Genomic DNA, 11,986 nt, shown 5'->3' on the forward strand with positions numbered 1-11,986 from the left:
TCTGCCGTGCTCGCGCTTTCATTGGCACCATCTACCTACCACCGAACTTCCGTCGCTTGGACGCCTTGCTCCAGCCTTGGCGTGGGACCTCCGGCGGAGGTGGTGAGCCGCGTTGCGTTTTGGAGCTTGGTCGGTGGATCAGCGTCAGGCCTTCGTGATCGGCGGGGTGCCACGAGTGGTCGTGGGTTTCGAATGTGAAGCCCTGCTCGTTGTTCGTCTGGTACGCGAGTAGCGCTCGGCCTTGACCGGCGTATTGGCGTACTTCGTTCCACAGCGCTTCGCGTACGCGGGCGGACGGGGCGCCCAGGAAGACGCCCGGGGAGATTTCCAGGAGCCAGCGGGTGAGGAAACCACGCAGGCCGACGGGGCAGTTGGTGAGGACGATGACGGTCACCAGATGATCTCGTCACCGTGGTTACGGCCGCTCTCGACGTGGAGGTCTCCGTCGGACTGGAGGGTGACCCGGTCCCGAGACGTGTCTCCTGTGTCGCGCGTGCCGTCGTAGCCGAGCAGGCCTTTGATGTCCCGGACGCAGCGGTCGAGAAGCCCGGTTTCGTTGATACGGTCCCGGAGCATCCTCCGTGTTCGCGCCGCGACGTCTTCCTCCCCCCTCAACCGCCGCGTCGAATGCTGCCGGAATAGCGATGTCGGTCTTGTAGAAGTCGGCTACGTCCAGGACGAATGAACGTTCGTGGCCGGAGTGGACGAAGCCCAGGCCGGGGGAGCAGCCGAGGGCTGCGACGACGGAGTGGGCGATTCCGTACATGCACTGCGCTGCCGCCGTGACGCCCTGGTTGGGGGCGTCTCCGGCGGAGAAGTCGTTACGGTGATACTCACGGCGGCGCCAGGGGACGCCGGTGCGCAGGGACTCGCGTTTGTAGCAGTCCTTGAGGCGTCGGCCCTCCATACTGAGAAGTTCCTGCCGGGTACGGCCGTCAGGATCCTCGTCCGGGAAGCGCAGCCGGTACATGGCGCGGGCGACCTCCAGGCGGGTACGGCGGTTCGCCCAAGCCGTGGCCTGTGCTTCGACAAGACCTGACGAGCGGGTCAGGGCGCGTCCGCCCGCGTAGTAGCGCACTCCGTGCTCACCGACCCAGGCGACTCCCGCGCCGGAGTCACCGAGGACGGCCATCGCCTGATGGGTGATGCGTGTTCCTGGCCCGAGCAGGAGTGTTCCGATGGTGGCGGACGGAATGTGCGTTACCCCGTCCGCGTCCTCCGCGGTGATCGCGTTGGAGTCCCGGTGAACGGTGCACCGCTCCAGGTAGACGAAGGAGAGACGGTCACCGATCCGGGCGAGGTCGCGAGGCGAGGAGGCGCCCCGACGGCTGACGGTGCTCATGGTTCACCGCACCGGTGCGAGTGTCATCAGGCCGCAGCCGTACGCTTTGGCCTTGCCCAGGCCGTGGGTGAGCGTCCGGCGGAGGACATCCGGGTCGGTGACCCGTAGCCGTCCGTCGAAGGTGACCTTGGTGAAGCGGACGTCGTCGCGACTGGCCTTCGCCGGGGGCCTGCGGAATTGCAACGGCCGCTGATCGCGGACGATCAGTTCGTGCTCGTCGCCGCGCTCCAGGAGCCGACGCTCCTCCGGTTTCTGAACGATCTCGAATCCCGCGCGCTCCTGCCGGTCCAGCAGCCAGCGCATCTGGTGATGCGGGGTACGGTGTGCGGCGCGCTTGGTGGGCTCGCCCTTCTTGCTGTGCTGGTGGTGGATGCTGTGCACAGGGTTCGCCGTGAGGCGGAAGCCCCAGGTGTCCCCCTTGGCGAGTGCGGTGAGGAACTGGCCGTAGGCGAAGGTCGTCCAGCCGGGGCCGTCCGCCGCCGGCCAGCCCGCCTGGTCGACCAGATGGGTCAGATCAGGCCGGGTGGGACTGACAATGAACAGCAGCGTCTCGGCGGCCGTGTCGCGGTCGATTCGCCACAGCACCCGGGGGCCCGATCCGTCCCGGGGCGGGGGAATGGGGAAGGACATGTTCACTGCGCCGTGCATAAGGTGCGGTGAGCTGAGCAACCGCTGGGCATCGGATCGTCCGGTGTTGACGCGGAAGCGGGTCAGATACATCAGGTTGTCCTCGGTGCGGCGGGCGAAAGCCCAACGGTCGGATCGTGGGACGGAGGCGGCGATGCGGCTGCGGGGGACTCATCAGGAAGCGGGGTGTGTGTTCCGCGCACGCCGCGCAGCCCGTACTGCCTGTGTCGCGGATCGAAACTCAGTGGAAGATCGCGCAACGTGATGTCCGGGGTCTCACCGGCTCGGCAGTCGAGCAGGAGTTCCAACTGCTCCAGTTCGCCAGGAGAACGGGTGAGGCGACGGGAGGAGTCGGCGCGTTTTTTCCGATACCACTCCGATGCCTCCCATTCGGCCTCTCGCAAGGCCTGTTCGAGGCTGATGTCAAGGGGTTTCGCTATGGTGAGCGGCTGCGAGGGAGGGCAGGAACGCCGCCCGAGATAGGGAAGAAACACCGGATCCAACAGCGCTCTGTACAGCGCGTTGATGAGTTTGGAATCGCCTGCCACGCCCGCGACGAATACCGCGTCCGCGAGATAGAAGCGCTCCGAAAGCGGCATGGCCTTGCCCGAGTCGGCGTGATGCGCGGTCTGGAAATCACGAAGCCGGATACCGGGCTGGTCGAGGCGCACACCGAATTCCAGCGCGGCGAGGTCGGAGAGGTCAGCGTCCCGCGTGCGGCCCTGAGCCGCGGCGAGGAGCCCGAGGACGCCGCTCTTCGTCGGGGCGTTCTCGGTGGTGCGGCGGGTGAAGCGAGCCGCGGACCCCCACGCCTGGAGGGGGCCCGCGAGCCGCAGCAGCAGCACGCTCATGCTTCGGTCTCCGGCGCGGCGGCTGCGGACTCGGGCTCCAGTCCAGCGACTACGGCGTCCCCCACAGCCGTCACCAGTTCGGGCAACGCAAGCTCGGTGCCGAGGGCGGAGAGCGCTTCGGTCTCCGTACCCACCCGAAGCACCCAACTCTGTCCGTTACCTGTGAGCCCGAACGCCTTTTCCAGCGTGGGTACGTACTTCGCGAGCTGCTCGCAGCTCTGCTGGAGATAGCCCCCCTCCGCACCCATGGGCACGGGCTTCTCGAATGCGGCGACGAAGCTGATAGGACGCCGGGAGCGCAACTTGACGATGACTGCCGCAGGCAGTGTGTGGTTGCCGAAGGTATTGATCTTCCCGGTGGGAAGGGAAGTGATGAAGCCTTCGAGGAAGGCGGCCACAGCCCGCCGCGTGGGCTCGACGGGCCGGCCCTCGCGCAGTCCGGTACCCAGGTTCTCCTGGAGCCTGTCGACATCGACCGCCGCGTAGCGATAGAGAGTCGACGAGTTGAAATCGACGGAGCCGATCATGCCGGCGCCCATTTCGGCGTCCGTGTTCTTGTCATCGACGGCCGTGAAATAGTCCGACTCGTCCTCGACCGTGTGCACGCTCATCGCGTGTGCCACCTGAGCGGCCGCATCCACATTGAGGTCGGTCGAGTCCGCGACCATACGGCCGAACAGTGCGATGTCCACCGAGTGTTCCGTGTTCACCAACTGCCGTGCGCGAGCCTTGTTCTCCCTGGCTTTGAAGAACTCCTTGAGCGCCTTCAGGTCTCCGCCCTTGCCGCCCTCGATCGCCAGCTCTGCGAGAGCGTTGATCTGACGCCCGCTCAGGAACATCAGATAGGCGGACTCTGGGGCGGCGTCGCTTTCGCCGTCCTCGTTGTCCTTAGCCTTGCGCTTGGGAACTTCGATCTTTGAGCCGGTTGCCATCCGCATCGTCTCGGCGGCCAACTCTTCACCTGAGGCGGTGGACGTTGACGGGTCCAGGGCGGTGATCCGCCTGGCCAGTACTTCGGCGACCTTCTTTGTGCGGACTCCCAGTTCGGAGTCGTCGAGCAGTTCGGAGAACGCTTTGCGCGTGGCTCGCTTCCAGGCCTGGCTGGAAACGCGGGCGCGTCGTACGCCTCCGTAAATCGCGGACTTCGGTGTGCCGGTGTCGTCCCGGTTGAGATTGCTCGGCGGGACGCTTTGGAGGATGTGGATGTCGAGGATCGTCCTGGTCACGCGTGCTCAGTTCCTTTTCCTGGTCAACGGGCTTTGTCGTGGTCGGGATAGGGGAGCGGCGGAGAGTGAAGAACTGGCCGGGTTGGGAGAGGTCACTCTCCGGACCCGTAGCTGTTGTCCTCCTCATCAGCACTCAAGGTGTGGTCGATCGCGTCGCCATCGTTGCCATCGCTGCGCTGTCCGGTCTTGCGGTTGGGAGCGGCCAGGTGGAACTCCCTTCCCCACTCACGGCGTACGGCGGCTCGATCCGGTCGGGACTGCCAGCGGTAGAGCTGATCGGCGAGGCGCCCGTAGTCGAGCGGCACCTGCTCGCCGCGGAGCAGCAGCACGATCTCCCGTAGCCGTACGGCCACCGATTCGATCGACTCGGCGGTGCCGACCCGGACGAGACGTGTCCGAAGCGGCTCGTTCGGTTCGTCCTCGGAACGGTTCTCGCTCCTCTTCTTTCGCATCAGCGTTCGGACGGCACCTCCCAAGCTGCTCTTGGGGTTGTGCATATCGCTGTCACGAACGGACTGCTGGTGAAGCGCCCAGAGAGTCACCGCCAGGTACACAGCCTCCTCGGCGTGTTCGCGTCGTACATGCCTCTCGGTGTCCGCGAGGACCTCGGCCAGTTCCTCCAAGCCGCCGAGCCCCCAGTGGTCCTGGACCTCGTGTGCCATCTTTCCGGCACCGCGTCGCAGTCTGGCGAGGTCCGCCACGGCGGCCGGGTTGTCCTGGCGGTACCTGCGCTGAAGCTGTGAGATACAGCGCCCGGCGGCCAGGCCGGCCGGACCTGGAGGGCGACGTCGGTCCGGGGAGGGAAGCGAGGAAGATGCGGCGGGCTGCGCCCGTTGGGGGCCTTGGCCGGTAGTCGTCATGCGGTGGGCTCCGTGCTCTTGGTGGGGTCGTCGTCGGGCCGGGCATCCGCGGTAGTGAGGGACGCCATGTCCGGGGCGTATGGCTCGCTAGCCCTCCAGATCCTGAGAGCGAGGCTCCGGGGGCAGCACCTTGTTGATCCGGGTCCGGAACCACAAGTCCGCTCGGGAGTCGTCGACCCAGCGCTTGCCGACACGAGGGATATCGACGACGCGCCCCTCTGCTGCGGCCGGGCCGGCGGTATCGAGGAGTTGGCGGCCGAGGCCATGGACGATCCGGCGGGCGATGGACTGCCACGCGGCGCGGGCAGCGACCGGCTCGTCACTCTCCCCGAGCGTCCGCAGCCAACTCCGGTACGGGCCGTCGAGCGCCCCGAACCCCAAGTCGCGGGCTGTCTCTGCGGCGGGGCCAGGCTCCGAACCGACGGCGCGGGCGAGATTGCCTGCGAGGTGCCCCAAGGCGGACACCGCCTTCTCGGCGTCCGAGACCGCGTCGACTGCCGCCGCACCGTGCAGCGGGCGCGCTTGGTGAAGCAGGATGACCGGCAACGTGACGCCATCATCGACCACTTCGTCCACCACGGACTGCTGAGTTCCGTACACCGCCCCGACGAGGCGGGTACGGATGAGCGAGTCGGGGCGGAGAGTCTCCTCGTTGCACAGCAGGGTGAGCCACTTGACCACCCCGGACGGCATGCTCTGATCCGTCCCCCGGCCCGTGGTGTCCGTTTCCGACTTCTGGGCGTACAGCAGACTGGCCAGACCCCGCCACGCCGCACGGCTCGGATCGTGCTGACGCGGCAGATAGACCGTGGGGCGGCCCTGTTTCTTCTCCTGAGCCTGGCTGCGCCGCCAGCCCGTCATGGGCTCCGTTTTCCACCTGTTGTACGGGGCGAGCGCGTCACCGTAACCGAGGACCACTCCGGTGACGGCGTTGTCCTCGGTGTGCAGAAGCAGTCGTCGGGACTGCCAGGTGTAGAGATCACGCGGGCCCGAGGGGCGGGTAACGGACGGATCTTCCTCCAACACGCCTGGGCCGGGGGCGGATTGGCGGCGCCAGACAGGCATGTCGGCCGTCCGGTCCGCCGTCAGAATGTCCTCGTCCACGGCGATCAGATTCAGCAACAGCGTCTCGCGCAGCGTGTCCCCCTCCGCGAAGACCCCGCCGAGGCCGCCCACCCAGCCGACCCCCTGCGGATAGACCTTTCCACCCTTGACCCGGTCGTCGCCTTCCATACCGGACTTGATGCCGGACGAGTCGTACGCGTGCGTATGCACAAGCCACCGGGCCCCTTCGGCGAGGCTCAACCGCTCGACACCGGGGCGGCGCATCGCGAAGAACGGCTCCCCATTGGGCACGTCGGCCACGATCCGGTTCAGCGAGGCGACCTCGTTCTTCCCTGTACGCAACCCGGCGACCTGGAAGAACGGGCGCTCCACGTGGAGCAGGTCGAAGCGCTCGCGGTGACGGTTGAGGTAGTCCGGTACGGCGGCGAAGGCGGCCGCGTCCTTCGCCAGCCACAACTCTTCCCAGTCCTCCAGCTCCTTCGGACCGTCCACCGCGTCGTGGAGGATCGCCAGCAGCAGTCTGAGCAACGCGAACTCCTGCGTGGGAAGGTCCCCCACCAGCCGCCTGAGCATGTGCGCCTGGGCGAAGACCTCCAGCAGGGAAAGCTCCACTGTCGTTCCGTCGAGGCGCTGCGCCGGCAGCCAGGGCCGGGAGACCAGATCGAAGGAGGGCGGCATGGGATCCAGCACCTTTGCTTCCGGTGCGCCGACGGGTGTCACACGGAGCCCGTCGGCGCAGCTGTATCGGAGGTCGAAGCCTGCCAGTCGGGTCTGACAATCCCCGTCGAGAACAAGCAGCAACTCGCCCGCCAGCCAGGGGCATTCCTTCACCTGCCAGGCCGGAACAAGGAAACGCTCCAGCTCGTGGATTGTTCTGTCGATCGCCCACGGCTTGGAGAACTGCCAGGGCAGAGTCAGCGCGCTGGCCGCGACAGCTTCAGCGGCCACTCGCGTCGGTGGAGTGTGCTCGGGCAGATCCAGACCGCCGCGCCCTCCGTCCAGCCAGCTCACGGTGGTCAGTCGGCCGTCCCGCTGCCGCTGGACGACCAGCACCTCCAGGCTCTCCTCGCTGTCCCGCACCTGGGCACGGCCGGTGCGGCTGTCGTCCACGTCCCCCGCGTTCGCGTCCAGCCAGCCGACCACCGGCCGCCCAGCTCTGCGGACGGGCCCGAGCCGGAACACGTCGGCGCTTTCCCGTTTGCCGGCAAGCCGGGTCAGATACTCCCGACGGCTTTCGTCCAAGGCGGATGCCCAGTGGGCGGGGCCGACCGGCCCGTCTCCGTAGGCGGACTGGACCAGTGGGCTGATGTGGTCGGGCAGAACGAGCGGCGCTCCAGCCAAATGCGGGCCCAGGACGGCGAGCGTCCGCAGCAGGGTGTGCGGTCCCTGATAGACGCCGAGCGAACCGCGAACGGGCTCGGGTGGATCCGACTGCCAGTTGCTTCCCGTCACCAGACATCGCGCCTGCCTCAGCCCAGCTGGGCGGCGGCGCGGATGACGATGCAGTCGTCCCATACGCTGAAGCATCAGGTCCACCGGCGCCAGATCGGTCACCAGTAGATCGAAATCGATGTCCAGTGACTGCTCGACGACCTGGCTGGCCACCACTATGTGCGGCCCGGTGGGGCGATCACCGTTCGGCCCGAAACGCTCTCGCAGTTCGGTGTCCTTACGGGCCCGGTCGGCTGCCAGGAACCGCGAGTGCGCCACGGTCACCGCGTCCGCACCGAAGTGTTCTCGTAGCCTCTCCGACGCTTCCAGTACCCGGTCGACGGTATTGCGCACGACCAACGCACATCCGCCATGGCGCAGTTCGTTTTCCAGGCGCAGCACGAGCAACGACAGATCGTCGTCCAGCTTCTCCAGCACCACCTCGGTACGACGACCTGACGCGGCGGCCGGGGTCGCGGTGACCGCAGGCAGGCCGGGCGCCACCGCTGTGATCAGTGGGTAGGCATCCTCCGGTACGTCCATCGAGTCACCGCCGCTCCCGACGGAGGCCGTACCGCTCTCCCCGGCATACGCCGCGGCCAGCTCCCTCCGCCGGTCCGCGGGCAGTGTGGCGGACAGCAGAACCACCGGCACTCGGTAGGCTGCCAGCCACTCCAGCACCCGGTCGAGATACGCGTTCATGTAGGCGTCGTAAGCGTGGACCTCGTCGATGATGACGACCTTGCCCGCGACCGCCAGATGCCGCAGCGCCAGATGGCGGCTCTTGAGACCGGAGAACAGCACTTGGTCGATGGTGCCCACCGCGAACGACGAGAGGAGTGCTTTCTTACGTCCGCGTAGCCATTGATGGGCATGCAGTCCGGAAGGGCTGGACCGCCGGACCGTCCTCGCAGCGGCGATGGCGTCCGGACTGTCCGGCTCGACAGCCGCGATCGTACGGTTACCCGCTCGCAGTAGTCCTGCCCATACATCGTTCAAGGCGGACTTCGCGTGGGCGAGGACCACGGACCGGGGGCCGTCGGCGGGCAGATGCTCCAGCCAGCTCAACAGACGGGGGAACATGGCATCGCCCGTGGCCCGGGTCGGCAGCGCCATCAGAGCGCCGCCCGCTCCGACTCTGGCCGCCAGAATCTCCGCCGCCGCAAAGGCCGCCTCGGTCTTGCCCTCACCCATGGGCGCCTCGATGATCAGCAGACCGGCGGCAGGCATCTCCCGTGCCATCCGTACGACTTCCTCCTGCACCGGCCTGATCACAGCACCATCCGGCAGGTCAAAACGGCCCTTGAACAACTCGGCGGCCGAGTGCACCGGTTCCGCTGGCGCCCACGGCCTGGGCAGATCAAGTCCCGCCCAGGCGGCCTCCAGACGCCGGGCTTCGCCGATCGCACCCGGCGGCGACCACGAGGAGGGTTCGTAAGGAAACAGCTCGGACGAACTGGCGATCCAGTCAGAGACAATCACTACAGCGGTCAGCACCACCTGCACGGTCTGCGGCAGACGAACCGATTGCCAGTCGGGGAACCGGCCCTCCACATCCGCCGCCCGAGCGCAGGCGTCCAACAATTCATACTGCGCGGCGCGCCAGTTCTCTTCACTCGCACCTGGTGTACGCAACAGGTGTGGGTGCAGGCGCAGATCGTGGATCTGCTGGTGGTCCGGGGGAGTTCCGTGATGCCCGCCGGCCACGACGGCGAACTGCCCGGAGGCCCTGCCGGCCCATCCGAACCGTTCGGAAAGCCATTCCTGGATGAGTAGTTGACCTGCGAGTCCGTGCGGGGCCATCCGCCGGTCGGTGCCGAACTGCTTCTGATACGGCATGTCCAGCCCAGCCGCCCGCATGCGATCCGCGAGACCGTCAACTTGGCAAGCAAAGGCAGGAGTTGCCTTGCCTATGTCATGAGCGGCTGCCAGGAAGACCATCAATCGGCGAGCGTCATCCGCCCCGGCCGGCAACGCCTCGGCGACGAGCGCTTTTACATTTCCGGGAACCCACTCGTCCCAAAGCTTCCCCGAGACCGCCAGGCTGTCCGCCATGTGACGCCACAGCGGAAGCCACCCTTCGGTCTTGCGGTCATGCTTGCCCCAGGCCAGCCGGGCCGTCGTGGACAAGAGATCGAAGGGCGCCCCGGACGTGGGGCGATCTTGATTCATGGACGTATTCGACATGACTGGACCCTCACCAGGGTGCGGTGTTCCGAAAGAGAGCGCGGATGGCCGGATGGTGGCCACAATTGACCATGTGCGCGTGAGTATCAGGTGTGTCTGCTTGCCCGACTCGCGGTCGCTGATTGCGGTGGAGGTCGGCAGCTCCGGGTGGTAGCTGCCGACCTCACAGGGACCTACCTGCGGGCGCGGGGGCCACTCTGGCGTCGTCGTCCCACCTAGTCGACCACAAGGGACCAACCCGCTGGCGCGGGGATCACGATCCAGTCCGACATGAGAGTCGCACCGTCACGGGGACCAACCCCGCTGGCGCGGGGATCACCCAACGAGCGCCGAGCGCACGAACTCAACGCGGGGACCAACCCCGCTGGCGCGGGGATCACCGACCCAACCTGTGTCTTTTCATGGCACAGTCGGGACCAACCCCGCTGGCGCGGGGATCACAGGAGCTGACCTGGGGGTTTATTTGGGCAGGCGGCTGTTTTTGCTTGCCTCTTCAGATTCCGGCATAGCGGTCATTTTTCGCTCATGGGGAATTCCGTGGAGCTCTGCCCTGCTCGTCACTTGCATCCCCGCCTCCTCTACTTCCACTTCGCGAGTCGGCGTCGGTGCCCGCCTGCCTGCCTGCCTGCCGCTGAACTTACCCTGCTTGGTCTCTTCGCTTCGGATGAGCTTCCACCGTCCCGCAATCTCGCGGCAGGAGTGATCGGTCCAGGCTGTGTGCGGTGTGGGACGCACGCGCCCGGTTGCCCTCCTTCGGCGCCAGGCTTCAGCTTCCTGTAGGCGGTGGGAGGGCCTTCGGTTCAGTCGGCGTCCCGTTGGCGTGTCAGCGTGATCAAGTGCTCCCTTGTTGCCTCCCCCCGACGAGTCGCCGCTGCCGCTGGTCGTGGGAACGGGCAGCCGACAGCGGACCGCCCCCTGCGTTGAGTACGCAGGGGGCGGGGTGATCGGTGGGAGTGCGGAGGGTCAGCCGCTCAGGAAGGCGAACCAGCCGACGGCGTCGCGCTTCGCGAAGGTGGCGTCGACGATTCCGGCGTCGCCGCCCACGCTGTGGTAGGAGCCCTTCTTGGCCTCCTTGTGGAAGCCGGCCGTCGCAGCGATCCCCCCATGGTCCTCTCCGGCGAATGCCGAACTGGCGCCACCCAGCAGAGTGGTGGCGGCGAGGGCGGTGGCAGCGAGCGCGGTACGGATACGCATTCGAACTCCTACGTCGGTTGATGCGAACACCGCATGCGTGCCCCGGACGACCTGTGGGTGATGTCGATCCATGGCTGATCCCACCCGATCGGCCGAAAAGATCGGATAAATCATGGCGCCACCCCATTGCCTCGCTCGCGTGGGGAGCGTGACGGGCTGCCGGTGAGTGCGTCGGCGTCGGTCGGTGGCAGGCGGATCCAGGCCAAAACGCAGGTTTGGATGGGCAGTTGGCAAGATCTGAAGTGTGCGTAAAGCGTGAAGATTCTTTAGGGTTGGTGACACATGGCCTGAGTCCATGTCCGTTCCAAGGAGGCGTTTCCGTGTCCGATCGTGACCCCGGTTTTGAGTCCGCCGCAGCTATCAGGGCGCGGATCGACACCAGCAAGCCGCATTCCGCACGCTTCTGGAACTACTTCGTGGGCGGCAAGGACAATTACGACATCGACCGTGAGGTCGGGGACCAGATCAAGGAGATATTTCCCGGCCTGGTCGATGTGGCCCGTACGAGCCGTCACTTCCTCGGGCGGGCGGTCCGGCATCTGGCGGGGGAGCAGGGGATCCGTCAGTTCCTGGACATCGGGACCGGCTTGCCGACCGCCGACAACACGCATGAGGTCGCCCAGCGTGTGGCGCCGGACGCGCGGATCGTCTATGTCGACAACGATCCCCTGGTGCTGGCGCACGCGCGGGCTCTGCTCACCAGTACGCCCGAGGGCAGGACCGACTACCTCGACGCCAATCTGTACGAGCCCGAGTCGATCCTGAAGGCCGCCGAGGGGACGTTGGATCTGTCCCGGCCGGTCGCGCTCATGATCCTCAACACGCTCGGTCATGTCGCCGACTACGAACAGGCGCGTTCGCTGGTGTCCGGCCTCATGGCGGGCCTGCCGTCGGGCAGTTACCTGGTGATCAGTGACAGCACTTCCACCAGCGCGGGCATGATCGCGGCCTCGGAGGCCTACAACTCCAGCGGGGCGATCCCGTATTACGTGCGCAGTGTCGAGGAGATCGCCGGTTTCTTCGGCGGACTGGAGCTGGTGGACCCCGGCGTCGCGCAGGTCACGCGGTGGCGTCCGGAGGCGGACGGTCCGGGTGGCGGGGCCGGGGCCGCCATGGCCGTCGACGCCTATTGCGCAGTGGGCCGTAAACCGTAGTACGTACGAAGGCAGTCGGGCATGCGGGTGTGGAGGCCTGTGGAAGGCG

Annotated in this window: 8 protein-coding genes, 1 pseudogene and 1 CRISPR repeat array; of the genes and pseudogenes, 1 reads left to right on the top strand and 8 read right to left on the bottom strand. The window is 66.9% G+C overall.

Annotated features, from left to right (window positions below; genetic code table 11):
• Positions 1 to 31 precede the first annotated feature (31 nt).
• The 8 genes and pseudogenes from cas2e to ACIOJD_RS09195 all read right to left on the bottom strand — a co-directional run bounded on the left by cas2e (position 32) and on the right by ACIOJD_RS09195 (position 10,783).
• On the bottom strand, positions 32 to 394 hold the full coding sequence (gene cas2e, locus ACIOJD_RS09160; protein ID WP_401910132.1) for a type I-E CRISPR-associated endoribonuclease Cas2e: 363 nt from the start codon (positions 392 to 394) through the stop codon (positions 32 to 34).
• Positions 391 to 1,342 (bottom strand): annotated as a pseudogene (cas1e, locus tag ACIOJD_RS09165) (type I-E CRISPR-associated endonuclease Cas1e). The gene cas2e and the pseudogene cas1e overlap by 4 nt, the downstream one beginning before the upstream one ends.
• A 3-nt stretch (positions 1,343 to 1,345) precedes the next feature.
• Positions 1,346 to 2,062 carry a type I-E CRISPR-associated protein Cas6/Cse3/CasE gene (gene cas6e / locus ACIOJD_RS09170; RefSeq protein ID WP_401910134.1) on the bottom strand — a complete coding sequence of 239 codons (717 nt, stop codon included), beginning with the start codon at positions 2,060 to 2,062 and terminating at the stop codon, positions 1,346 to 1,348.
• A complete protein-coding gene (gene cas5e / locus ACIOJD_RS09175; RefSeq protein ID WP_401910137.1) occupies positions 2,062 to 2,820 on the bottom strand; it encodes a type I-E CRISPR-associated protein Cas5/CasD in 759 nt (252 codons plus the stop codon). Before cas5e ends, cas6e begins: the two co-directional genes overlap by 1 nt.
• Positions 2,817 to 4,046 carry a type I-E CRISPR-associated protein Cas7/Cse4/CasC gene (gene cas7e / locus ACIOJD_RS09180; protein WP_401910140.1) on the bottom strand — a complete coding sequence of 410 codons (1,230 nt, stop codon included), beginning with the start codon at positions 4,044 to 4,046 and terminating at the stop codon, positions 2,817 to 2,819. The genes cas5e and cas7e overlap by 4 nt, the downstream gene beginning before the upstream one ends.
• A 92-nt stretch (positions 4,047 to 4,138) precedes the next feature.
• On the bottom strand, positions 4,139 to 4,906 hold the full coding sequence (casB, locus tag ACIOJD_RS09185) for a type I-E CRISPR-associated protein Cse2/CasB (protein WP_401910142.1): 768 nt from the start codon (positions 4,904 to 4,906) through the stop codon (positions 4,139 to 4,141).
• An 87-nt stretch (positions 4,907 to 4,993) separates the two neighbouring features.
• Complete coding sequence (casA, locus tag ACIOJD_RS09190) at positions 4,994 to 9,574, bottom strand: type I-E CRISPR-associated protein Cse1/CasA (RefSeq protein WP_401910143.1); 4,581 nt, start codon at positions 9,572 to 9,574, stop codon at positions 4,994 to 4,996.
• Between the two features lie 183 nt (positions 9,575 to 9,757).
• Positions 9,758 to 10,031: a CRISPR direct-repeat array (repeat unit 24 nt; unit sequence GGGACCAACCCCGCTGGCGCGGGG).
• Positions 10,032 to 10,552: 521 nt separating this feature from the next.
• A complete protein-coding gene (locus ACIOJD_RS09195; RefSeq protein WP_401910146.1) occupies positions 10,553 to 10,783 on the bottom strand; it encodes a hypothetical protein in 231 nt (76 codons plus the stop codon).
• Positions 10,784 to 11,103: 320 nt separating this feature from the next.
• Here ACIOJD_RS09195 and ACIOJD_RS09200 point away from each other — a divergent pair, with 320 nt between their 5' ends.
• Entirely contained in the window at positions 11,104 to 11,937 is an 834-nt protein-coding gene (locus tag ACIOJD_RS09200; protein WP_401910148.1) for an SAM-dependent methyltransferase, read from the top strand.
• Positions 11,938 to 11,986 lie beyond the last annotated feature (49 nt).

This window comes from Streptomyces sp. NPDC088116 (assembly GCF_044741745.1).
In the GTDB taxonomy this organism is placed as follows: domain Bacteria; phylum Actinomycetota; class Actinomycetes; order Streptomycetales; family Streptomycetaceae; genus Streptomyces.

Excerpts from the sequence above, each read along its gene's own strand:
- cas6e (WP_401910134.1), bottom strand. The coding sequence starts at position 2,062 with ATGTATCTGACCCGCTTCCGCGTCAACACCGGACGATCCGATGCCCAG.
- cas5e (WP_401910137.1), bottom strand. The coding sequence starts at position 2,820 with ATGAGCGTGCTGCTGCTGCGGCTCGCGGGCCCCCTCCAGGCGTGGGGG.
- casB (WP_401910142.1), bottom strand. The coding sequence starts at position 4,906 with ATGACGACTACCGGCCAAGGCCCCCAACGGGCGCAGCCCGCCGCATCT.
- casA (WP_401910143.1), bottom strand. The coding sequence starts at position 9,574 with ATGAATCAAGATCGCCCCACGTCCGGGGCGCCCTTCGATCTCTTGTCC.
- ACIOJD_RS09195 (WP_401910146.1), bottom strand. The coding sequence starts at position 10,783 with ATGCGTATCCGTACCGCGCTCGCTGCCACCGCCCTCGCCGCCACCACT.